Source organism: Longibacter sp. (assembly GCF_051155795.1).
In the GTDB taxonomy this organism is placed as follows: Bacteria; Bacteroidota; Rhodothermia; order Rhodothermales; family Salinibacteraceae; genus Longibacter.
Map to the genome: position 1 here is coordinate 1 of NZ_DAXETW010000134.1, position 23,791 is coordinate 23,791.

21 protein-coding genes and 1 tRNA gene are annotated in these 23,791 nt (G+C 63.2%); 4 read left to right on the plus strand and 18 right to left on the minus strand.

Annotated elements, in window-relative coordinates; translation table 11 throughout:
* A partial coding sequence (locus tag ACFCU0_RS13225) for a carboxypeptidase-like regulatory domain-containing protein (protein ID WP_434974152.1) occupies window positions 1–830 on the minus strand: 830 nt, incomplete at its 3' end.
* Between the two features lie 315 nt (window positions 831–1,145).
* Here ACFCU0_RS13225 and ACFCU0_RS13230 point away from each other — a divergent pair.
* A complete protein-coding gene (locus ACFCU0_RS13230) occupies window positions 1,146–1,535 on the plus strand; it encodes a DUF1801 domain-containing protein (RefSeq protein ID WP_434974153.1) in 390 nt (129 codons plus the stop codon).
* 53 nt (window positions 1,536–1,588) lie between these two features.
* On the plus strand, window positions 1,589–2,383 hold the full coding sequence (locus ACFCU0_RS13235) for a VOC family protein (RefSeq protein WP_434974154.1): 795 nt from the start codon (window positions 1,589–1,591) through the stop codon (window positions 2,381–2,383).
* A gap of 174 nt (window positions 2,384–2,557) precedes the next feature.
* Here ACFCU0_RS13235 and ACFCU0_RS13240 read toward each other — a convergent pair whose 3' ends face one another.
* Together ACFCU0_RS13240 and ACFCU0_RS13245 are read right to left on the minus strand one after the other, a co-directional pair.
* Window positions 2,558–3,868 carry an APC family permease gene (locus tag ACFCU0_RS13240; protein WP_434974155.1) on the minus strand — a complete coding sequence of 437 codons (1,311 nt, stop codon included), beginning with the start codon at window positions 3,866–3,868 and terminating at the stop codon, window positions 2,558–2,560.
* 119 nt (window positions 3,869–3,987) lie between these two features.
* A complete protein-coding gene (locus ACFCU0_RS13245; protein ID WP_434974156.1) occupies window positions 3,988–4,353 on the minus strand; it encodes a PadR family transcriptional regulator in 366 nt (121 codons plus the stop codon).
* A gap of 415 nt (window positions 4,354–4,768) precedes the next feature.
* Here ACFCU0_RS13245 and ACFCU0_RS13250 point away from each other — a divergent pair, with 415 nt between their 5' ends.
* Together ACFCU0_RS13250 and ACFCU0_RS13255 are read left to right on the plus strand one after the other, a co-directional pair.
* A complete protein-coding gene (locus tag ACFCU0_RS13250; RefSeq protein ID WP_434974176.1) occupies window positions 4,769–5,017 on the plus strand; it encodes a BrnT family toxin in 249 nt (82 codons plus the stop codon).
* A complete protein-coding gene (locus ACFCU0_RS13255) occupies window positions 4,974–5,336 on the plus strand; it encodes a BrnA antitoxin family protein (protein ID WP_434974157.1) in 363 nt (120 codons plus the stop codon). Before ACFCU0_RS13250 ends, ACFCU0_RS13255 begins: the two co-directional genes overlap by 44 nt.
* Window positions 5,337–5,735: 399 nt before the next feature.
* Here the strand turns inward: ACFCU0_RS13255 and ACFCU0_RS13260 are convergent.
* From ACFCU0_RS13260 to ACFCU0_RS13330, 15 genes are all read right to left on the minus strand, one after another.
* Window positions 5,736–5,812, minus strand: a tRNA-Val gene (locus ACFCU0_RS13260).
* Between the two features lie 141 nt (window positions 5,813–5,953).
* Window positions 5,954–6,910: a hypothetical protein gene (locus tag ACFCU0_RS13265; protein ID WP_434974158.1), complete on the minus strand. Its 957-nt coding sequence runs from the start codon at window positions 6,908–6,910 to the stop codon at window positions 5,954–5,956.
* A 318-nt stretch (window positions 6,911–7,228) separates the two neighbouring features.
* Window positions 7,229–8,266 carry a DNA polymerase III subunit delta gene (gene holA / locus ACFCU0_RS13270; RefSeq protein ID WP_434974159.1) on the minus strand — a complete coding sequence of 346 codons (1,038 nt, stop codon included), beginning with the start codon at window positions 8,264–8,266 and terminating at the stop codon, window positions 7,229–7,231.
* A gap of 75 nt (window positions 8,267–8,341) precedes the next feature.
* Window positions 8,342–8,911 carry a DinB family protein gene (locus ACFCU0_RS13275; protein WP_434974160.1) on the minus strand — a complete coding sequence of 190 codons (570 nt, stop codon included), beginning with the start codon at window positions 8,909–8,911 and terminating at the stop codon, window positions 8,342–8,344.
* Between the two features lie 46 nt (window positions 8,912–8,957).
* Window positions 8,958–9,677, minus strand: a complete 720-nt coding sequence (locus ACFCU0_RS13280) for a NuoI/complex I 23 kDa subunit family protein (protein ID WP_434974161.1) — start codon at window positions 9,675–9,677, stop codon at window positions 8,958–8,960.
* A 153-nt stretch (window positions 9,678–9,830) separates the two neighbouring features.
* Window positions 9,831–10,205, minus strand: a complete 375-nt coding sequence (locus tag ACFCU0_RS13285; RefSeq protein WP_434974162.1) for a hypothetical protein — start codon at window positions 10,203–10,205, stop codon at window positions 9,831–9,833.
* Between the two features lie 251 nt (window positions 10,206–10,456).
* Window positions 10,457–12,859, minus strand: coding sequence for an ABC transporter permease (locus tag ACFCU0_RS13290; protein ID WP_434974163.1), 2,403 nt, complete (start codon window positions 12,857–12,859; stop codon window positions 10,457–10,459).
* Between the two features lie 269 nt (window positions 12,860–13,128).
* Window positions 13,129–16,425, minus strand: coding sequence for a hypothetical protein (locus ACFCU0_RS13295; protein WP_434974164.1), 3,297 nt, complete (start codon window positions 16,423–16,425; stop codon window positions 13,129–13,131).
* A gap of 130 nt (window positions 16,426–16,555) precedes the next feature.
* Window positions 16,556–17,428, minus strand: coding sequence for a hypothetical protein (locus ACFCU0_RS13300; protein ID WP_434974165.1), 873 nt, complete (start codon window positions 17,426–17,428; stop codon window positions 16,556–16,558).
* Between the two features lie 55 nt (window positions 17,429–17,483).
* Window positions 17,484–17,969, minus strand: a complete 486-nt coding sequence (locus ACFCU0_RS13305; RefSeq protein ID WP_434974166.1) for a hypothetical protein — start codon at window positions 17,967–17,969, stop codon at window positions 17,484–17,486.
* A 164-nt stretch (window positions 17,970–18,133) separates the two neighbouring features.
* On the minus strand, window positions 18,134–18,628 hold the full coding sequence (locus ACFCU0_RS13310) for a hypothetical protein (RefSeq protein ID WP_434974167.1): 495 nt from the start codon (window positions 18,626–18,628) through the stop codon (window positions 18,134–18,136).
* A gap of 485 nt (window positions 18,629–19,113) precedes the next feature.
* Window positions 19,114–19,413, minus strand: a complete 300-nt coding sequence (locus tag ACFCU0_RS13315) for a hypothetical protein (RefSeq protein WP_434974168.1) — start codon at window positions 19,411–19,413, stop codon at window positions 19,114–19,116.
* Window positions 19,414–19,497: 84 nt separating this feature from the next.
* The gene (locus ACFCU0_RS13320) at window positions 19,498–21,897 is read right to left on the minus strand and encodes an ABC transporter permease (RefSeq protein WP_434974169.1); all 2,400 of its coding nucleotides are present in this window, start codon (window positions 21,895–21,897) and stop codon (window positions 19,498–19,500) included.
* A gap of 140 nt (window positions 21,898–22,037) precedes the next feature.
* Window positions 22,038–22,739: an ABC transporter ATP-binding protein gene (locus ACFCU0_RS13325; RefSeq protein WP_434974170.1), complete on the minus strand. Its 702-nt coding sequence runs from the start codon at window positions 22,737–22,739 to the stop codon at window positions 22,038–22,040.
* Between the two features lie 149 nt (window positions 22,740–22,888).
* Complete coding sequence (locus tag ACFCU0_RS13330) at window positions 22,889–23,644, minus strand: hypothetical protein (RefSeq protein WP_434974171.1); 756 nt, start codon at window positions 23,642–23,644, stop codon at window positions 22,889–22,891.
* Window positions 23,645–23,791: the final 147 nt, after the last annotated feature.

Genomic DNA, 23,791 nt, shown 5'->3' on the forward strand with positions numbered 1-23,791 from the left:
CCCTTGCCGGAGCCCTGTTCACGAATGGGTGCAAATCCGCCCGCTGCTTCGACGCTGAACGTGGCTGTGGACGGCGCCCGTCGCGTGACGAGATTAACGGCCCCGCCAATGGCATCCGCATCCATGTCGGGCGTAATTGCCTTCGAGACTTCGATCGATTGAAGGATGCTCGTCGGAACGGCGTCAAGCGCAATTTGCCGCACGTCCCCTTCCGGCGACGGAATCCGCTCGCCGTTGAACGTCACGGTCGTCAGTTGCGGCGCCCCGCCACGGATCTGGATGAAACGACCTTCACCCTGATCGCGCTGCACACCGATTCCCGGCACACGCTGCAGCGCATCCGGTGCTGTCGCGTCCGGGAACTGCCCGATCTGGTCTGCCGCGACGACGTTTGTGATATTCGCAGCGTTCTTCTGCTGGCTGAGCGCTTTCGCCTGCCCCTGCGCACGGCTGCCGAGGACGACAACCCCTTCCGTACGCAACTGCGAAACCGACAGCGCGACGTCGACGCCCGTATCACCATCCACCGTGATCTCGCGCGTTACGGGCTCATAGCCGATGTATGAAACACGCAGACGATACGACCCGGCAGGTACGTTTGGAATTGCGTATTCGCCGTCAACGTCCGTCGCGGCACCGCGGGAGGTCCCGAGAATCAGGACATTGGCGCCCGGAAGATGATTACCGGTGGTGGCATCGGATACCACGCCGCTTACCGTTCCGCTGCCGGACTGCCCGAGGACGATACCCGGCGCCCATGCCCAGACGAGGAAGGTGATGACAAAGACGGCCCCGGAGACGGGCCGGGCGTGGTCGAAGCGATTGATCATGATTGATACCTGCCCTGGTCGGGAGATGACATACACACCGGAAGCTATGGATCGCGTTCGATTGGCCGGTTACGAGACCATGACGCATCGGTTATCGAATCATTTTGCGACGATCATCGATCGCGCTCGTCATCCACCGAGCCGTTGAACGTCGAGCATCGTCTCCCTGCCGGAGACAGCGAGGTGCGCCTGATTCGCACCCGAAAACCCGCCAGGAACCTTCTTCACCGGCATCCGGGCATTCCGATACTGAACGGGCGTTGCACGGACGGTGCGGACGGGCGTCCCCTCGACCTTCACGCAAACGGACGACCGATGCACCCGGAAACGAGGGCGTACAATCGATCGCGACGACCGGAGGAGCAGGACATCTGCGACCTTCTGGCGTGTGAGATCGATCGTTTATTGCCGGAGGCGGAGAACAAGATCTGGCACGCGCACCCGGTCTGGTTTCTGGATGGCAATCCGGTTGTCGGCTACAATATGTTGAAAGACAGTGTCCGCCTGCTATTCTGGAGTGGACAGTCGTTTGCGACGCCTGGGTTGTCCGACCAGGGGAGCTTCAAAGCCGCAGAAATCCGCTACACGATGATTGAACAGGTTAACACGAGGGAACTGAGACGCTGGCTGGCCGAAGCCCGGGATGTGCAGTGGGATTACAAGAACATCGTGCGACGCAAAGGCCGACTCGAACGGCTACGGTAGGCACGCATGCGTCGACGTCCCCTCATCCTTTCACGAAAACCTATATCAGAACCATGGAAGCGACCCGCACGTCCCGCTACGTTCACGGCCAGTTCTGCTGGGTCGACCTCGTCGCCCACGACATGAGCGCGGCAGCCGCCTTCTACGGCGACCTGTTCGAATGGACGCTCGAGATGCAGGACACCGACGACGGTCCGCCCTATGGCATGTTTCACCGCGAGGGCGCCGTGGTTGCAGGCATCGGCGAGATGAGCAGCGACATGCGCGAGGGCGGACGTCCACCCGCGTGGAATAGCTACGTGCACGTAGACGACGTCCACGATGCGGTCGAACAGGCTGAATCACTCGGGGCCGCCATCGTCGTCCCGCCTATGGAGGTAATGGACGCCGGCTGGTTGGCGTATATCCAGGGCCCCACAGGCGCTACCGTCGGACTATGGCAGGACGGTACTCATCACGGCGCCGAACGCGTGAACGAACCCGGCTCCTTCTGCTGGAATGAACTCAACACACGCGACCTGGAATCGGCACGCACGTTCTTCGACGACCTCTTCGGGTGGACCTACGAGGACAATCCCGACGCACCGTCGCCGTATCTAATTATTCAAAACGAGGGACGGCCGAACGGCGGCATTCTGGAAATGAACGAGGAATGGGCCGACATGCCGCCGCACTGGATGGTGTACTTCGCTGTCGAAAACATCGAGCAGAGCATCGAGCAGCTACAGTCGCTCGGCGGCGCACTGCATCACGAACCGTTCGACACGCAGGCGGGACGGATGGCTCCGGTCGCCGACCCGCAGGGCGCTGCCTTTTACCTGATCGCTCTTCCTGCGCAGGAATCGTGACGTGCGTCTTGTTCGCCCTCCGTCGCCCCGGCGTGTTTCGGGCCATTCGGTGGAGGAGACCGCCCGGCGCTACGGTACAAAAGGAATGGCTCCTGCGCTTCTTTTCCGCGTGGACGCAAGGTCGGTGAGGTCGCCCTGGACCGTATTGTACCTTCCCAGGCCCGAGCGAAGGTCTTACCCTTTTGCCCGAATCCGTCGCGCCAGCAGATGCCAGAGGAGGCCGGCTGCGATGAGTCCAAGCCCGACGCTCCAGTATAGCGGCTCGACGAAGAAGGCAAGCGATCCACAGCTCACGAGGCCCGCGACGCTCACCCAGGCGGGAAAGAGTCGGTTGTCCGCGGAAATGTAGAGCGCGGCCAGGTTCGTGATCGCGTAGTAGACGAGGACCGTGAAGGCGCTGAACGACCAGGTGACGCGGACATCTCCGATCAACGCCAGCCCGGCGATGACGGCTCCCATCATGAGGACCGCCGGCCCGGGCGTGGTCCCTTCCTCGTTGATCCGCCCGAAGATCCGCGGCATGTCCGCGCGGCGTCCCATGGCGAGAAGAACGCGGGAGAGCCCCAGGATCAGGTTCAGAAGTACTCCGAGCATCGCCGTGATCGCGCCGAAGGCAACCACCTGAGACACGCCCGGGATATCGAACGCGCGGGCAGCCACCTCAAGCGGGGCGGCCTGGTTGGCTGTTGCCTCACTCAATCCATCGGCACCGATGGCTCCGACGCCCACGACGGCGACGGCGATGTACAGCGTCATCGTAACGAGCAGCGTCACGATAATGGCGCGGGGGATGGTGGTCCGCGGGGATCGCACTTCCTCTCCCAGCGTCGCGATGCGGCCATAGCCTGTATAGGCGACGAACATCAGCGCGGACGCATACAAGACGGCGCGCCAGCCGCCCCCCGTTTCGGGGGCCTGGAAGAAGTTGGCGAACCCGTTCAGTCCGTCGGAGAACGCGGTCGGCGACCCGGCAACCACGAAGAGGCCCAGAGCGGCCAGCGTGATCGAGACGACGATGATATTGGTGATGTTGGACCGCCGGAGACCGGAGTACACGACGGCCGTCAGCACGACGACGGCCAGGACGGCGACGGGCACGAGCCAGACGTCCATGTTCACGCCGATGGCGCCGAGAAGATAGCCGGAGAACCCCAGCGCAGCCGTCGCCGCGGACGCGCTCTTCGCGATGAGGTACATCCATCCGGCCGTGAACCCGAAGGCCGGGCTCAGGAATTCGTAGCCGTATTCGTAGGTGCCGCCGGACACGGCGTGGTTGGCGGCGAGCTGCGCGCTGGAGAGCCCGTTGAAGGTCGCGACCATGGCGCCAAGGGCAACCGCAATAATGACCGCCGGACCGGCAATCCCGGCCGCGATGCCGATACTGACAAAGACACCTGTGCCGACGATCGAGCCGAGCCCCATCATGACGGCTCCAAAGGTGCCAAGCTCACGGGTAAGACGTTTGGGGGCCGCGTCGTCTGGCATTCAGTCGTGGGAAGTTGTGATGTGAGGTCGGGAGCGGCGTCGTTCGGTCCGGTGCCGGCGCGCGTCTGGGTGATGGCCGGACGCACCGGGGAGGTGTCTGAGGGCGTGTCGTTGGGGGTTTAGGCGCGCTCGCCCGGCGGGTCCGGCAGGGACGTCGGACCGTCCCCGTCCAGCAGTTCGCCGGTCAGCTCGGCGAGGCGGGGTCGGAGCGCGTCGAGGGCCTCCCGGCCAGCTTCCGTTGCGGCGTAGTACTTCCGCTGTTTGCCGTCAACCACCCGTTCTGTATGCTCGAGCAGGCCGTTGTCTTCCATGCGGTGGAGAAGCGGGTAGAAGGTGCCGGCGCTGATCTCGTAGCCGTGTCGCCGGAGTTCCTCCATCATCGCCGCACCGTAGAACGGGTCTTCGACCGCATGGTAGAGCACATGCAGGCGCATGAACGCGAGGTGGACGCTTCGAAGCACGGGCGTGTCGGGCTGCTGTCCCATTATCGGTTGCCGATATCGGATGTCAATGATACGAGAGAACCCGACGTCATGCAACGCTCCGGGATAACGATTGCGTGATCACGCCACCTCCAGCCGATACGCGATCTCTCCCCGATAGCCGAGTTCTACCCGACAGGAGACCGTGCCTTCGTCCGTCCGAAATGAACCCCGTGAGGCTCGTCGCAGACGTAGATCCGAGAGTCGGGCGGTACTTGCATGTGGATTGCCGGCCTCCATAAAGCTGGGAGTGCCGCTCTGAGACTTTATGTATGCACGTTCGTGCATGCCATAATTCAAGACCGAACAGCCCCGTGGCCGGTACCAATATGATCTTCGTAGATACGAGTACCCCGTGGATTTCGAATGGAACGAGGAAAAGCGAACATCGAATATTGAAAAGCATGGCGTAGATTTCGTGGACGCTACGCGTATTCCGTTAGGAGAGCATCTGTCCTATCCCGTTTCCCGTCCGGACATGGAGGAAGAGCGGTTTGTCGCTGTGGGACCGCTCCAACCGTCAAGCGTGAGGCCATATCATTGGTCGGGACCTCTCGCTGTCGTTGTGTACACGATTCGCCAGGGTGCGTACCGAATCATCTCAGCCAGACAAGCTAACACCAATGAGCGAAAACGATATTACGCGCGTTTCCCCCGAGGATCTTGATGATCGGGAGAGCAGAACGGACTGGGAGCGTTTGGAGAGCGTCTCTGACGAGGAGATTGAAGCGGCGGTCGAGAGCGACCCAGATTCCGAGCTCCTGGATGCCGACTGGTTTCAGAAAGCTCAGGTCGTCAATCCATCTGTGGAAAAACAGCGGATCACAATACGTCTCGACGAGGACATCATCGAGTTCTTCAAGCAGAAGGGATCGGGCTACCAGACGCGGATAAATGATGTCCTCCGGGCTTTTGTCCTCTCCAAACAATGGAGTAAAGCGCTCGAGACCGAGACCCCTCAGGAGAGCGACACACCCAAGCCGTAGGCATCCAAAAAGTGTAGGATATCTTCATTTCTCGCAGGCAGCTCTAACGCGATCAATACGTCCAGTCCTCGTGCGCGAGGGGCTCGGCATTTAGTTGTTCGCGCGCATGTCGCCAGTTCGGGAGATGCCGATCGAGGATTCTTGTCGCCATCTAGTCGTCGACGTTTCCGTTGAATCGCTCAATTTACGGATTATCCGTCGGTTTGTGGGGCTTGCAGACCTCCAGCATGACATCGAAATCATGTCCAGCGATCGAGCGCTTTAACCATGAGTTCGCTTCCGTTAACGACCGATCTCCCCTCTGGAGGCACCCCCCGACCTGGACCGGCATGCGGAGAACAAACCAGCCGGCATAACAAAAAGGCTCCTACCCGATGAAGGACAGAAGCCTGGATGAGATGGTGGGCCCTCCTGGATTTGAACCAGGGACCTCTCGCGTGTGAGGCGAGCGCTCTAAACCACTGAGCTAAGAGCCCGAATGTGAACGCTCCGCGGTCGGGAGCATCGGCAAATCGATTGGCTGCAACGACGGTACAGGATACAGGATCCACACGAGCGACCAACACGCGTCAAGAAGCCGCGAATGTGTATAGCCGCACGTGCACGCGGCAACGAAACTACGGGTGCCGGGAGGAAAGCACGGTGCCGGACGTTGGCGCGTCCCCCTGCCGGGTCGCCGACGGTCGCGGAGCCGCCGGAAAAAACGAGATGGTCGACCAGCCCGCAACGGCGTATGGGAGCGTGTTCGACGGGGACCCGTCGGCCGGGGCCGGACCGGGCCATGGTGTCATCCCCTGCTCGGTGCCGAGGAGAAGTTCGGAGCCATCGAGGGGAAGCGTCAGCCCGTCGAACGTTGCCCCGTCGTCGGCCAGAAGAGGCGCCTCCCCTGCCGGGGTGGCGGACACCGGCTCTCGATCAGGCACCGGGGTTGTCTCCGCCTCGACCGTGGAAAAGTCGTAGGTCGTACCGGCGCGTCCGTTGGAGCCCAGAAAGGTCATCGCCGCTGACGGGTCCGGCGTGCTCATCGGCGCCTGTGACGCCGGGATTAATGCTGTGACGGACGGGGACGTGAGGGACTGCGTTGCACCGGACGGGCCGGATGCAGACACGGCGGACCGGGCAGTGGAGACGGCGGTGCGGGCAGCCGGATCGGCTTCGGCGCCGAAGAGGAGGGCACCAGTGAAGATGCCCACCACGAGCGCAACGGCCATGGACGATGCGATGCCGAGAGCGGCGCCCGAGTGATCGCGGACCAAGTCGGTGAAGGACGACTGCTGGCGCAGCATGTCGCACTCCACCTTTCTACAGACCCGGGATTGAACCCGGTTGCATACGCGACGTCGCTTCGCTCGGGAGGGTGGCGCCGGTTTCCCGCTATGACCGAGCATTTCGCGGGTCTCGTTCAGCTGCTCGATGTGCGCTTTCAGGTCCGGGTTGGCTTCGACGTACGTCTCAAAGACCGCCTCAAGCGACGGATCCATCGTCCCGTCGACGTACTCGCATAGCCATTCATCCAGCCATGCGTAGGAGGCGTCGTCGCCGTCCCGGGGGGGAAGAGATGCGTGATCATTCATGACGGGGCATCGGCCGAGTCAAAACCACAGGGCCGCTGCGTGTGCCTTCCGGCCAACACTGAACGAGCGTGACCGGGGCGGTGTGCAGCGTGCGTCCGTGCGCAGATCGCGCCCGTGGAAGCGACGTCGTCTGCGACTACTGCGGGTATGACTGCTCAGGTGTTATGTTTCTAAACATCCATCCGTTTAGCAATCCCGTCCGGACCTGCATCGGTCAGTACACGATCGCAAATCGCCTGATGCTACGAGCCTCGTATGCCCCGGGATCCGGGCGGACGATCGGATTTGACGGGAGCCGCGGCGGTGGGACATCACCGACTACCGGGCAGCAACGCGCTGCGGAAGCAGGCGTCGGACGAGCAGCGTGAGAATCAATCGGGGCTCACGACTCGACCCGCCCTTCAGCTCGTAGTCGGCAGCCAGAAGCGCTGCGTGAGCATCCTGCACCTTGCGCATGGAGTAGCGGCGCGCTGCCTGCTTGTACTCCTGCACGAAGTAGGGACTCACGCCGATGTGCCCGGCCAGCTTGTGCTTCGACATCCGCTGCGCCTGTGGCATCTGCAGCTTCCAGAGCTTGTCGATGTAGGCGTTTAACACCGCAACGATCATGATCGCCTCGCTGTGCGGGTTCGACGCCTGTTGCAGGATCCGGTGGGTGATCTGGATCGCGTCTCCATATTTCCCCTCCCCGATCGCGCTCTGGAGCTCGAAGACGTTGAACTCGCGCGTCTGCCCGCTCGCATCCAGCACGTCGTTGGCCGTCAGCGTGTCTCGCTCGCCGGCGAACGTGATCAGCTTTTCCACTTCGCTCGCTGCGGTCTGGAGGTCGGTACCTACGTAATCGGCCAGCATCTGGACGGCCTGCGGCTCGATGTCGTACCCCTGCCCGCGGACGTATTTCTTGATCCACCCCGGCATCTGGTTGTCGTACAGCGGCTTGAAGTGCGACCATGCCGCCCTCTTCTTCAGCGCCCGGTAAGGGTGGGCGGACAGGTTCGGCTTCGTCGTGCAGGCGAGAAAGACAACGGCCTGCGGATTGGGCTCGTCCGCGTAGTTCTTGAACTGGCGGTTGTTCTCCAGCTTCTCGAACTCGCGCACGATCACCACGCGACGCGGCGCCATGGCCGGGTAGCCCTGACACAGCCCGATCACCTGAGACGCCTCGGTGTCGGAGCCGTAGACGATGTCGAGGTTGAAGTCGTGCTGCGACGGCTCCAGCGCGTGCTCGATCAGCAGGTCTTGAAGCTCGTCAATCAGAAACCCCTCGTCCCCGAAAAGGAAGTAGAGGGGCTTAAAGTTTTGATGGCGAAACGCCGTGGCCAGGTCTTCGAATGAGAGACCAGTCTTTTTTGCCATGGCGAAATGCGGGATTCGAAATGCGGAATGCGACGCCCGGCTCGGCGATCCAAAAAAGGAGACACACTGCTGTCCCTACTCCTCCCCTCGATCACTCAGGTCCGCGTCGTGAAGGCGATATCCGAGATTTCGGAGTCGCTGGAAGTCGGCGCTCGCGAATCGATGGACGAGCTCGAACAGCGTAATTTTCTCATCATCCATCACGGCCTCCGCCATCCACGTCTCATCGTCCAGACCGGACAGGAGATCGTGAAGGTGGCGGCGGGCGTCCTGAACCGCATCCAGCACTTCGTCGAGGGGCCGGTCGTTCCAGTCTCCATTCCGGACCGATGCTTCGACGTTTGCGCCGGTCAGTTCCGGCGTATCTTCGTCGCGGATACGGTGGACCCACCCCGTCCGCTCCGTTCGATCGAGCTCTGCAATCACCGCATACAACTCTTTCATCGACAGGTCCTCGGCGGTCGGGCGACCGGACTGTACGGCATCGGGGACCGTTCCGGCGACCGTCCGCAGGGCCTCGACCTCATCGATCAGGTATTCGACCTGGTCCAGGAGCGCCTCGCGAAGATCGTCGCGCTGGTCCTCGGGAACGGCGCGCAGATCGGTGACGTCATCGGCGCCGTTCCGAGAGGGAGCATCCGTCATTCAGGGGGGAGGATTCGTTCCAAAAAAGGCCGTGTGTGTTCGTGGACTACTCCGGCGCGTGCTCGCTGAATGCGGGTTCTTCGCGCTGCGAGCCCCACGACTGCTCGCCACTGGATGCCTTCGGATCCTCCCGGAGGTGCGTGTTTTCGAGGCCTTTCATCCCCTCATCGGCGAGCCAGTCCAGGAAGTGCTGGTCTTTCACGCTGTGGAGATTATTGTCCTGCTGGAAGTCCCACTGCTGGCCGAACTGGCGGTTCTTGTACTGATCCAGGTACTCAAGCCGGTCCTGCATCTGCTCTTTCGGCTTCAGGAGGCGATCCAGACCGAAGATGGCCTCGTCGCGACTCTGAAACGTCATGTCGTACTCTTTCGACATGATGATGGCCTCCTCCGGGCACACCTCTTCACAGAAGCCGCAGTAGATGCAACGGAGCATGTTAATCTCGAACCACTCCGGCTCGCGCTCCTTGACGTTGTCGACCTCGTGCGACTGCATCGAGATCGCGAGGGGCGGACAGGCCCGTGCGCAGAGGTTACAGGAGACGCAGCGGGGACGACCGTTTTCTTCGACGAGCACCGGGCGCCCGCGGTAGCTATCCGGCGGGTACCACTGCTCTTCCGGATACTGGAGCGTGTACGTCGGCTCGTCGGTGATCTTGTTGAGCGAAAAGCCAAGCCCCTTGAACAGTTCGGGGAAATACAGATTCTCCCAAAAGTTCAGCTCGCGCTCGTTGTCCGTCTTGGTGTTTACCGGCGTGCCAGGCATGAGGCGTTACGTTGGTGAGGGAGTCCCGGGCGGGAGGTACGTCCGATAGGACATCTTTACACGCATCAATAAGCACGATGGGTTCCGCCCCGTCAACCGGCCGGTTCGATTGCATCCGGACTTCGCGCTGGGAGTGAGTTCAGAGCTCAGCGTTCAGGCGCCGGGGATGGTGGTGTCGGCGTTGGCCCGGACGGGCGCGGCTGCGGCGGCTGCCTCGGCGCGCTCGGCTTCCTGCGCAAAGAAGGCTGCCTGCTGCGTCGCCTGCGCCTGCTCGAGCGGATGCCACGTCGGACCGATCGAGGCGGAGATGCCCAGGACCAGAACGAGGATTGCACCGACCAGGCCCAGAACCTGACGCACGCCGGACCGGCTCGCGCGCTCCGACCGGAGACGCTGCCAGCGCGCCCGGCGAATCGCTCGGTCGACCGGCGTCCAGTTCGGAATGGGGAAAAGGTCCTCGGACGGCGCCAGGCCGTGGACGAAGGATTTCTTGCGGGTGGTACGGTGATGCTGCATTGAGGGGATCATGACGAGACCGCGTATACGTGAGATGCCTGCTCACTTCACCCCCTTAGACGTGCTTATGGGGATCCGGGGTTACAGGATAAGGAGAAGTTCAGGGGGGACTGGTTCAGGATTCAGGGTTCAAGGTTCAGGGTTCTGCGTTCTGGGTTCTGGGTTGATCGGTCCCCTCCCGGATGCAACTCCACCTACACACGTAGAGACATACAAACCTAACAACCGTCCCATCGTGACACGCTCAGACAAACAGGTTTGCATTAATCCGTCCGCAGGGCTCGGCCGGGATCGGTCTGGGCAGCACGTACGGCCTGTAGGCTCACCGTACCTATGGCCGTCACAAGCGCGACCGTGGCGGCGATCAGGAAAACCCCAAGTCCGAGCGAGATGCGGGACGCGAACGTGTCCAACCACTGATTCATGACGACGTATGCAACAGGGATTGCCACGACCACCGCAATCGCCACAAGTTGCGCAAACTCTCGCGTCAGGAGACTGACGATTTGTGAGCCCGTGGCTCCCAGCGCTTTCCGAATCCCGATCTCCTTTGTCCGCTGGCGCGCGGTAAAGGCGGCAAGGCCCAAAAGACCGAGACACGCGATGATGATCGCAAGGCCGCTGAAGGTGGCGAACAGAACCCCCATCCGCTGATCTGAACGATACGACGCATTGAAACGCTGGTCGGCGAACGCGTACTCAAACGGCCACTCGCTGTAGTGCCGGTTCCACGCAGTCCGTACATCCTCGATTGCAGCGTCGGCGGCCGCGCCATCAATACGCAGATAGAATGTGTCGTAGGTATCCGGTCGTACGTAGAAGATGATGGGCTCGACCGTCTCGCGCAGCGTGGCCATGTGAAAGTCTTCAACGACGCCGATGAGGGAACCGAACGCGACTGGATAATCCCCCCAGGCCTGAACACGCCGCCCGACCGCTTCGGCGGGCGAGTTGACCTCCGGCAACGCTATCTGCATGCGACGAAGGGCGGCCTCGTTGACCACGTAGGCGGAGGTGTCGGTCAGGCGGTCCCGATCGAACGTGCGCCCCGCCACAACCTGGACGCCGAGAGTTTCGAAAAAGTCGTGGCCCACGCTCACCGTCCGTAAACTTCCGAGTGAGTCCTCTGGAAGCCCGGCATCGGCAAATCCATACCCATTTCCGTCGAGCAGTTCACTTGGCAGATCCGTGGAGCCGATGCTGGCGTGGGAGATGTGCGGCGACGCTTTGAGTTCATCACGAAACGAGGCGAACCCAGCGGTGGTCGACTCATTCTGAGCGGGGACGGTCACCACCTGCTGTGAATCGAACCCGAGCGGTGCCGAACGCAGATGCCCCAGCTGCAGGTAGGCGACGACGGTTCCAACAAGGAGAACCGTCGATACGGCAAACTGGAAGACGACGAGTCCACGGCGGAGTTTTCCGGCCGTTGGTGCTCGGTCGGCCATTCCACGCAGTACCGTCGACGGTTGAAAGTGAGAAAGATAGATCGCCGGATAACTTCCAGCCAGTAACCCCGATGCGACACCGATGCCCACAAGCATTGCAATCGTGTTCGGTGCCACGATGTCCCGGGCGTAGATCGGCACATCGGCCACGGCCCGGAGAACGGGGAGTGCCGCTGAGGCGATAAGAAGAGCAACGAGAACGGCCAGCCCTGCCATAACAAGTGACTCTGCGAAGAACTGCCCGACAAGCTGCTCCCGTCTTGCGCCAATGGTCTTGCGCACGCCGACTTCCGTCGCACGCTCAGTCGCCCGCGCGGTCGCCAGGTTCATGAAGTTGACGCAGGCAAGCAGCAGAACCAGCAGGCCGATCAACCCGAAGACGCGCAGAACACCTGCGGAGCCGTTCGCCTGCAACTCCATGTTGTGATTCGAATGCAGATGAATCGACGTGAGCGGCTGAAGATGGAGAGTCGCACCATTCCAGTCGTCACCAGCATGGCGCTCGATGAGTGCCGGCAATTCGGCCTCTATGTCTGCTGCAGCGGTACCGTGTGGCAGCAAAAGATACGTGTAAATCCCATTGGCACCCCAGCTCTCGGTGTACAGCGCGTCGTAGTTGAACTGCGCCCGCAGGGTCTCCCATGAAACCAGTACGTCGAAATCCAAATGCGACGTTGTCGGCGGCTCTGCCACAATGGACGTCACCTCCACGTCGAAGGCTCCGTTTACTCGAACCGTCTTCCCGATCGGATCCTCGTCGCCGAAGTACCGGCCAGCGGCAGATGGCGTGATTGCAACCGTATATGGCTTCTCGAGAGGCGCATCCGCTTCCCCGCGCAGAAGCGGAAAGGAGAAAATATCGAAGAAACTGGGCGTTACCGCCAAGACGCGATCACCGGAGAAGCGCCGTCCGTCGTGACCAAAGACCGCCTCCGTCGGGTAGACCCGGGCGACCGAAATCTCCGGAAAGTCGGTTTCGAAGGAACGGACGAGCGGCCAGCTTGTCGCCGGCACGCTGAAATCCCCCCAGTCGCTTACGATGCGCACGATCCGGTCGCTGTTCGCGTGGAAGTCGTCATAGCTCTGCTCATAGCGAATGAACATGGCGATGACGAGGCACACTGCAATGCCAATTGCGAGTCCGAAGACGTTAATGGCTGCGTACCCCGCGTGTCGACGAATCGCGCGGACGGAGGTTATCAAGTAGTTGAACAGCATGGCTCCCGTGGCTAAAGTTTCGCTTCCGCCAATACCTCATTCGATCATGAGGCGGTGGCCCCTTGGGCATCGAGCACGGAAGGCTGCTGTCGTAATGACCTGAGTGCCAGATCCGGACGGGACCACCCTGCACACTCAACGCCGAACGGAGGTCATTTCAATCATCGTACCGGCAGACGGACCCGTCCCAGCGCGCCCGAATCCGGTCTGGACGACCCGGCGGTGTGCGTCAGCGCACGGTCGGTTGTGCGAAATGGCGCAGGCCAGCACTACCTCCGGTCGGCGGCGTGCGTGCACTCCGCGGCCGGGGGGATCTCGAGCACGGTTCCCGGCTGGACGCGGTCCGGGGTTTCGAGGATCTGCCGGTTGGCTTCCCAGATCACCGGCCAGCAGTAGAGTGTGCCGTAATATGTCCGGGACAGGCGCGCCAGCCACTCGGCCGACTCCACCCGGTGCGTCCGGGACGCTCCACCATCTCTCGTTGCCTCGGCAACCGACCGTCCGCCGTTCCGATGCTGCTGAAGAAGGCGATGCAAACCGTCGGGACGATCGTCGAATCGATCTTCCAGGGTTGGAATACGAAGTGCCACGCCAACCTCGACGGAGTCCGGGTTCGACAGCCGGTCGCGATTGGCAAGCCATATGCGCGGCCACATATTCAGGTCGTTATAATACCGACGCGCCAGAACGGCCAGCCATTCGTCTTCCTGCACGACGTGCCGGCCCGTCCCCACCGTCTCAGCCGAGGGGGGCGGCGCATCATCACCCTCGGCGGATGACAGGGACAGGGTGCGACGACTGGACGACGCCGAGGTCGATCGAAGCGATAGCACGGCATTGCCGGTCCCGCCGCCATCCTCCCCGTTCCCCGTGGCGCGGCCGGTCGTCGGAGACGGCACCACGCGAATGGTGAGCGTGTCGACTGATCCGGGCGACAGGTCGATTTCGTACGCGTCTGTTTCCGGCTCAAACCCGTCGCCAAGAGCGTCCCCGGCCACCTCGACCGTCCACGTACCGGGTTGCAAGTCCCCGAAGTGCCCGTGCCCCGCCCCGTCGGTCAGGCGGCGATGACGCCGCGAGCCGCTTCGCACCTCTACGACAGTTTGCTCGAGTCCGCCGGTAGCGACGGGCTCGCGCCCCTCCACGGCGGCCTTCAGGTTCTCGTGCTCGTAGCGAATCACCTGCGCGACAAGTTGTGCGCTTCTCGCGACGGGAATCAGGATCGGCTCTTGCCGGGGGGCACCGCGAACATCCACCGGCACATCGACCAGCGGGACCCGGTTCAAGCCGATGCTCGCCCGGTCGACGTAGAGGTACGTCCCGCGTCCGGCCGAGGCGGGGAGAGTGAACCGCCCCTGCTCGTCCGTGAACCGTTCCTCCCCTCCGAGCCTAACCAGTGCCCGCTCGACGCCCGCGCCCGTTTCCGTGTCGACGACCCGGCCCCGGACGCCGGTGGTATTGGATTCCCGCGCGACGGGCACCCCGACCGGAACAGCGTACGACACCCGGTACGTCGGCACCTCATCCCACGGCCCGGCACCGGTCGCCGAAAACCAGCTTCGCCGCGCATCCGCGGAAAGGACGTGACCGAAGGGAAAGGTGTGCTCGAAGCGCAGAGACGCCACCTGATAGCCGCGATCGTTTCGGACGTCGGTCCATTGCCCGTCGAGGTACAGAGCGGTCTGCTTGCTGAATCGAATCCCGGAGGACGCCTGGAGGTCAACTCCGGAGACCTGTTCACCGGTGAAAGGCTGCACGGACTGGACGGCCGACGCGCCGCCGCTGACGGACACAGCCCCCGTGCGAAAGGAAAGGCGGGCGTCGAGCCCGCGATACGGTCCGACCGATCCCGGGACCGTGACGCGACCCGCCCGCCCTTTGACCCGTGCGGAAACACGACCGCGACGCGCGCTCACTTCGCCCTCCGCATAGGTTCTCTCCGTGAAGCCGAACAGGCGGTTCACGGCATACAGGCTGGCGCCCCATCCGGTGGCTCCGGCCGCGGTCGACCACCGCGCCCCGGCTCGACCGTACCGGGATCGGGACTCGAGAGCCGTCCACGTCCCCCAGCCGCGGCGATTGTAGCGATACACGGCATCGAATGTAACCTGCTGGCCGACGCGAACGACGGCGCGAGCAGACGTTTGCTGCACGTCTCGCGTCGTGCTCGGGATCTCGGCATCGGCCTGCAGGTGGCGAACGTGATAGCTTCCCCAGCGGTGCTCCCCTTCCAGCACGCCGCGGTAGCTGAACCCGTCGCCCCCCGGTCCCCGCCCGGCCGCCACTTCGCCCGTCAGGCGGGCATCCTGCCACACGGGCACCGTCGCCTGCATGCTTCCGACGGTTCCCTCCGTCCCGCCCTGATTCTGCACGACGGCGGACACAAGGTCGACGCTTCCGAAGCTCGCGCCCAGAGACGCTCCGTACTGCTCATCCGGCTGGCCGTACCGGGTATGTAGGCCGTATCCACCCACGGTCCACCGGCCGATCTGAACGTCCGCGCCCGCTCCGCGCCCCAGACGCCCCCGCTCGGTCAGGGGCGTGCGACCGTAAACCTGATCGCCGACGCGCGCTTCGAGCACGGGACCGGCGTAGGACGCCTCGAACCGGTCTCGCCGTCCGAAACCCGAGATCTGCTGCTCCGTCGGCACCCGGGCAAGGACCTCCACGCGGTGCGCATCGTCGCCGCTCACGGCGCCCTCTCCCTCCACCTCCACGATCTGACCGGTCTGCGTTGCATCCCCGACGGTTTGAAGCCGGGCAACAAGTGGATAGGTCGGGCGGTCGCCGACGGCGCTGCCGTGCACGGGGACGACCTCGGTGCGCGCCTCAACGGAGGAGGCGGCATGGCCGGAGCCCTTTTCCCCGCGAAGATGCGCCTGCAGAAGGAGACGGTGCTGAAACGACGACGGGGATCGCTCGGTGGTCGTGGACACCACAACCGGCACGGTTTCGCCGGGCTGAAGGCGCAATTGACGGGGACGCGTGTCGACCGGAAACAGCCGGTTGCTCCGCGCCCGGAGGTCGACCTCCACGGGTACGTTGCTTCGGCTCGAAATCGCAAACTCCGTGTCGAACTGCGCTCCCGCCTGCACCGTTCGCGGCGCATTCAATACCTGAAGCTGAATCTTTTGAACGACCCCGACCATCACGGCGGCGCTGGCCACCGGGGCGCCGGATGACCCGGATGACCCGGATGTCGACGTCGCTGCGACGTCGACAACGCGCAGGCCGATGTCGTACTGACCCCGGGAAGCCCGCGGTGGAACCGAGACGCTCACGAGACGGGTTATGACCGATGACGCCGGAATGGATACGTCGGACAGCCGGGTGATGACGGACCATCCCGTCGGCAGATCCAGCTCCAGCCGAACCCGGCGCTCGCGGTCGCTGTCGTTCCGCAGGCGGAAGACCGCCGTCGCGACCTCACCCGGGTCAACCCGGATCGCCTCCTCCGTAGCGGCTTCCGCCACGACCGGGTGGTCCGGCCCATCCCCGGATGGGGCTGCCGACGCGACCGAGCCCAGTGCGGCTGTAACCGCCAGGCTAAGAAGGATCGCCGTCAAGGCCCACGCGATCCGGGAACGTGGCCCACGTACGCGGGCGCAGAAAGTCCGGAAAAATGCCGTTTTGGATGGAAGAGAGTGCATCGAGCAACGAGAGGAAATGGGGTGGCGCGGGCCCGCGGAGGAGCGATTACAGGTTCAGCGTGTACTGCGCGCCGACCACCCGTTCGTCCCCGGCGTGCACGATGACGAGCGCTTCGTACTGACCGGACGGAAGCGCATCGAGCCCGAGCCGGTGGCGCGTGGACGTGCTGGGGTACAGGCGCGTGGGCATAGACTTCGTCCGGCTGACGACCGCGCCCTCGCTGTCGTAGACCTCCAGTTGCAGGTACGGGCGGTGGAGCGACGTGCCTTCGTTGGCCACGTCCACGACCAGCGTCGGGGCGTCCTTTCCCTCCGCAAGCTCGGCCCCCGCCACGGAGACCGCGGATCCGGCATCATCGGCCGTTCCCCCATTGTCCGCGGTGCGGATATGGGTGGCGACCTGCACCCCGAACCGGGTGACCTGCCGGACGCCGAACTCGTGCTGCTCCTCCGTGCCCGGCAGCGTTGCCTCGGCAGACCCGGCAAGCACCGGCTCCACCATGACCACGCTCCAGTACGTCCCGCGGAGCGTCTGTCCGGACGCATCCACACCCGGGACCTGCACCTCGTAGCTGACCTCGACTTTTTCCCGCGGAGGCAGCGTCAAGATCCGGGGACGGAGTTCGATCCAGGGTGCATTCGATCGTGCGTGGGATCCCGGCTCGTCAAACTGGTTCTGGCCGTCCGCGCTGAACCGGTAGTCCTGCACCGTCAGCCGGGCCTGCTGCGGCTCGCCCGTCAGGTTTTCCAGAACAACCGTCCCGCGATACATCGTGCCCGCCTCCACGTGACGATCGTCGACGAGGGAGGATCGGACGGCGATCTGTGCCTGCACCGTCGACGACGAAGCGCAGAGAAGGGCGAGAACGAGAGCAGCGCGAAGCATGCGCGTGAGCGCCGGAGTGGGTCGGTCCGTCATGACAAAAAAGGCGAGGGATGATAGGAAACGGAAAAGGCCGTGCACGGCACTCGGACTACTGCGCGAGGATCGTGTAGCGGACGATATGGTCATCTGCACCGGTACCATCCTGTGCGCGTACGACGGTTCGGTACCGGAGCGTGGCCGTGCCTTCACAGTTCAGAAACAGGCAGAAAATGTTTGGCAACGTGATGTCGCGAATCAGATCCTGCGACACCATCCCGTCTGTGAGGGGAATCGCTCCCTGCGTCGTCCCCCGTGACACGTTGCGAGCCTGAACCGAAAGGTCGAATTGCTGACCGGGACAGGTGGTCGAGACGATAACCTTGCGCGTGCCGAAGGAGCCGAGTCGGTACCGCAGGCGCGCGGCATCATTGACGGCGGGCGCCGGATCCTGCCCGGCCGCAGCACTTCCCGGGACAAGCTCCACAGGGCCGCCTTCCACGCGGACCTGGCCGTGAACCGGCGACGACGTCACCAGGACGAGGACGACCGCAAGGATCGCTGCCAGGAGACGCCGGGTTGAAGGAAAGACGTGCATGAGCCCGCGGGCCGAATCAAGAATGCAGGCCCTCGTGTTCGGGGCCTCTTCGACCGATCGGCAGCCGGCAGTGTGAAGGCGATGCGATCAGAGACGCGGGGACAGGCTCAATGCCCGCCCCCGCATTCCGACCGCGTCGACCCACCGGCTGGATCGGGGATGGATTATTGGGCGAGGATGGTGTAGGTGACCGTCTGCGTGTACGTACCCGGCGCATCCGTCGCGCTCGCCTCGGCCGTGTACGTGATGCCGAGGTCGGTTTCCGACGTGGGCGCGATGTCGGTCACGAGGTCTGTCGCGTCGGACGCGTTCAGCAGCTGCTGGCCAACGGACTGCCCGGTGGAGGGGGCATCCAGTTCAACGCTCAGCTGAATGTTGCCCGCGTACTCTGCGCTCAGAATGGCCGTGATCTTGCGCGCGGCACTGCTGTTCGTGGTCATCGCGTATGTGCTCGCAGCGGTCTTCGGTGTCGGGGCTTCGCCCGGCGCGGCTGCGTCCAGGACGATGTCGACGTTTCCGCCCACTTCGATGGCGTTGATTTCCTGCACGATGATCGACACGTCGTGGCTTGCGTCGTCGGACGCCTGCGCGGAAACGGACGCCGGAGCAAGGATGGCGAAGGAAGCGGCGGCGAGGAGAAGAACGATAAACTGTTTCATGGTGCAATCGTCAGAGAGTCAGGAGAGAACATGGGACCGGCGGGAGAAAACCCGTGCCGGCGTCGGGTGGGCGGTTGCCCGTCGTAAGCAGTCCCAATGTTCATGTCAGCGGTCACCGATGACGGCATTCTTCGACGAAGCCCCGAAATCTTTCGACGAATGCGCGAGCGACCTCGATTTTATCTCTGACAACGCATCGAACGACACATCTCACCACATTTCCTTCAAATACAAAACGGTCTCTACAACACCTCGTGCTGCGATTGTCGTGCCAGAAATGTAACGTCATCTTGAATCGCGAGGCCTCACCACGGACGGGTGAGACCGCTGTCGGGCGGTTCTGGACGCCGGAAAAAATTACGTCCGAACAGACAAGAACCCGGTGACGGTGCAAACGGACGCCCAGACAGGGACGCCGAAAGGGACGCAGTACGCGCGACGGGCCGCCTCAAATTCGGCCGCGTGTATCAAGAATGAAAACCTTCTCACTCCTGACTCTGCTCGCCGGCATCGTCGGCCCCCTGCGTTCCGGAGGTGCGCCGGCGAAAGGTGAGGGGCACGGCGTTGCCGCCCGGCGCTCCGATTTGAACGAGGGTCCACGCCGGGTCGTAGTGCCGGACAAAGGTGCGGAGCTGCTCGAACCGTGTGTCGGCATCGGCATCGGGCGCGAAGCGGACCGCTTCGATTCGATAGCGAAGGAGCTGAGATCGCGTACCGCTCGCGACACGGATATCGATCGTTTCCCCTTCGTCAGGGAGCGGGATGGGAATCGATAGCTGCTGCACAACAGAGAGCTGTTCCTGTGATTGGCTACGCGCCCCCACCCTTGCGTGGGTTGCGCAACGTGTCCAGAGAGCGCCTTTCCCCCGTCATTCGGTTCGCAGGACGACGGACGGCTCCGTTCCTGCCGCCCGGTAGGTTTGCGTCGCGACGACGGCAAGCGCGACAGTGCCAAGGCCCAGCGCACAGGCCCCGAGGACCCAAGGACTCACCGGGATGTGATAGGCAAAAACCTGCATCCACGTACGATTGATGAGCCACGCGATCGGGAGGGCAATGAGGCTCGTGCCGGCGATGAGACCAACGTAGCGGCGGGTCAATAGCCAGACGAGTGCCTTCTGGGTGGCACCGAGCGCCTTCCGGACGCCGACCTCCTTTCGTCGTCGTTCGACCATATGAACCGCCGTTCCGAACAGTCCGAGGCTACTGATCAAGATCGCCAGTAGTGAGACGACCCCAACGATGGAGGAGGCATCGCGCATCGCTCGATGCATCGGGTTGTCGTATACTTTCTCCGCGAGAGGGATAACCGTTGCTTCGTGGAGCGGCTTCAAATCCGACCAGATCGCCTCGACCTGAGAGGCCGCTGCCTGCATCTGTCCGGGTCGCGCCTGCACGATGGCCTGGCTGAGACGAGACGGCCCCGTGTACAGAACGAGCGGCCCGATTGGGCTCGTCATGAAATCGTAGTGGTAGTCGCGCACAACCCCGATCACCTCGTGCAGAGCGCCCTCGAACCGGATCGTCTGCCCGACCGCATCGGCCGGCGTGGCATATCCGAGTCGGGCGATGGTCTGCTCGTTTACCAGGACGGCGGACGTGGAATCGGCCCCACGATGATCCGGGTACGATCGACCGGCTGCAAGCTCAAGTCCCATCACGTCCGGGAAAGACGTGTCGATGGCATACGTGGTGACGTTCAGCGGGTCCGCGCTCTCTCGCTCGATCTGCGCCCCCATTCTCGAACCAGACACCGGGTGCGACGACGTCATCGTAACGGCCTCCACTGCCGGGGCCTGCGCGAGCTCGGAGCGAAGGGTTTCGATGGAGCGTCCGTCGATGTCGACCACGAGACGGTTGTTCGTTTCGAAGCCGTACTCCGTTTCCACCATGAAGTCGACCTGCCCGGCCAGCAATGCAGCTACGCTGACGAATACGAGCGCCAGCGCAAACTGTCCACTGGCCAGCGCCGTTCGGAGCCGGGGCGATGATCCGCCTGCCGCCCCGCCCGGCGACGATGCGAGGATCCGTGCCGGCTGAACCCTCGAGAGCCGTAAGGCCGGGTAGACGCCGGCGAAAAGGCCTGTGAGTAGGGCGAACCCGACGAAAATCAACACGAGGGCAGGGTCGAAGAGGTGCGACGGTGAAACGGATGCACCCAGCATCTGAAGCGGTCGGAGGCGGTTGAACGCCGGCAGCAGCCATGCCAGCAATACGTATCCGAGCCCGAGCGACATCAGCGCGAGTAAGACGGCCTCGGTCATCAGTTGCATAACGATTTGCCCGCGCCCGGCGCCGGTCGTCTTCCGAACACCAATTTCCTGCGATCGGCTCATCGCCCGGGCGACGGACAGGCTGACATAGTTGAAGCCCGCCGCCAGCATGACCAGGAGAGCAAGACCCACCAGCACGTACACGACCCTGCCGGAAAGGCTGTAGCTCGCAATCTCGTTCGAAAGCTGCGGCCCGAGCGCGATATCGCCCAGGCGCTGAATCGAGAAGTCGATGCGCGTCTCCTGCCCGGCGTACTGCCGATCGGCGATACCCGCGAGCAGCGACTCTATGTTGGCCATGGACGCCCCGTCGTCAATCCGGGCGTAGGTAGCGAACGTCCAGGTATTGCGCCAGTCCTCCACCTGCGACCCCCGCGGCAGATCCTGGAGCGTGCGAAATGATGCCAGCATATCGAAGGTCAGGTGCGTCTTTCCAGGCGGCTCCGCGACAATCCCGGCAACCGTGAAGGTGGTGTGATCTTCGATCGTGACCGTTTTCCCGATCGCCGGTCCGTTGCCGAAGAGTTTCTCGGCGAGGTCTTCCTTAAGCAATATCTGCCCGGGCCGGCCCAGCGCCCCCCGCGGATCTCCTCCCTCCTTCAGTTCAAACCCGAACAGGTCGAAAAAGGAGGGCTCGGCGTACAAGCCGTCTGCCGAGATGCCTTCGCGGTCCGTGTACACCAACGCACGGATCTGGCCGATGCGTGTGGTCTGCTGAATCGACGGAATCTCATCCTCCATCGCCGGGGCAAGTGGCGCCGGAGCAGCCGCCCGCATGGAGCCGGCGTCGCCATTCGAATTCACCTCCTGGGACAGCACACGCACGATGCGATCACGCTCCGGATGGAAGCGGTCGTATCGCACCTGGTCCCACACCAGCGCAAGCACCAGCAGGCAGACAGACATCCCAGAGGCGAGGCCGAGGATGTTGATGGACGAAAAAAGGGCGTGGCTTCGAAGGGACCGCCAGGCCGTCTTCCAGTAACTAACCCACATGGTCGTGTGTGACGGGGATGGATAATATGCTGGATGGAAGAGCGATCGAGCCAACACCCGGTGTCGCTCACGGTGCAGACATACGTCTTGAAGGAACGCGTCGAAGAAACCGCCCCCCGGCACGCCCTGGCCAGAGCGCCTCAGGCCGCCGTGGCAGCGCCGGCATCGACGGCTACGTCCTCATCTACGGCACCGTCCACCAGACGAACGATGCGATCGCCGTAGCCCGCCTGCTTCTCGGAGTGGGTGACCTGCACGATCGTCACCCCCTCGTTCCGGTTCAGGTTGCGAAGCGTCTGCATGATCTCCTCGCCCTGGGCCGACTGCAGATTGCCCGTCGGCTCGTCAGCGAGAATCACGCGCGGCTCAATGATCAGCGCACGAGCCACGCCGACGAGCTGCTGCTGGCCGCCGGAGAGCTGACTCGGGAAGAGCTTTTGCTTTGCAACCAGCGAGAAGCGATCGAGCATTTCCGCCACCTTGCTCTTCCGCTCCGACCGGCCCAGGCCCTTGTAGAGCAGGGGGGTTTCGAGATTCTCGTAGACCGTCAGATCGTCGATCAGGTGGTAAGCCTGGAAGACGAACCCGATCTGCGTCCGGTGCAACTCCGTCCGTTGCTTCTCCGACAGCGAGGATGTCGGGGTGCCGCGAAACTGATATTCTCCGTCGGACGGCTCGTCCAGGAGACCCATGATGTGCAGGAGCGTGGACTTTCCCGCCCCGGACGGCCCCATGATCGTGACGAACTCGCCAGCCTCAATCTCGAGCGACACGCGACGAAGCACGAAGGCTCGCTTGAAGCCGTTGCGGTACGACTTGGTGATGTTGCGCAGGGAAATCATGACGGAAGGCGGCGCGGGGAGCGGAAGGTATGGTTGGAAACAGAAGCCGTCAGAGAGACCGTCTCACGAATGGCGTGCGGACGGTGTATTCGCGAAGATGGGCGTCCCGTGCGTGGATCCACGTCTGTCGACGGCCTCCAGCTGAAATGCTATTTGGCAGCAGAGACGGATGCCTTGCGGTCGAGAGCGAGATAGACCGTGCGAGCCGTCACATCGGCGCCCGACTGCACCTGGAGCTGCAACGGCCGATCGTCGGCCCGCGCGGTTCGAAGCGCGTCGCGCAGTAGGAGCGGGGTCGGATCATCCTCCATTCCATCGATGCTCAGGATACGGGTACCGGGCCGGATGCCGGCATGATGAGCCGGCGACTCCCGTTCGACATCCCGAACATGAAGAGCCTTCGTGGATCTCACGGACCCGGTCACGCCGATGCCAAGCGAGGGGAACGTCACTGCATAATACGAGGCGGGCGCCCACACCCAGTCGACCACCGGACCCGTCGGGGTATCTTGCAGTGCTACCTCGGCCGCGAGCCGGTCCGCGTCAAAAATTCGGAGCCCCCCACCGCGTCGGTCGATGGACGTGGCGTCCGCGGGACGGCCGTGCACGTGAGGAGAGACAACGCCATCGAGAATCGCGACGCCCGTCGCGCCTTCCACGTACACGACACGGTCCGCTTCGTCGGCGTCAACAGTGCCGAGAGCCGGGAACGCTTCTGCCTCCGGACCGGCGGCAGGGCGCCATCGCTGTGCGTCCTCCACACGATCGGTCGAAGGGATCGCCGGCGTCGCATGGATGGCGGCGGACGAGGTCACGAGCGCCTGCGTGGTAGACGCAACGTCGGACGCAAGCGCGCCCGCCGCGACCACGAGTAGACTCAGCAGGTAGACGATAAAGCTGTACATGGCGGCCTGGTATCAACGATGTCCATGAGAGGTATACAGCTGTAGTCGTACAACGCGTGTACCATGTACGCCGGGTCCTCGGGATCGGCCTTAGACCGTCGCTTTCGGCATATCGCGGGAGATCGGGTGTGCGATTTCGCACGCCGG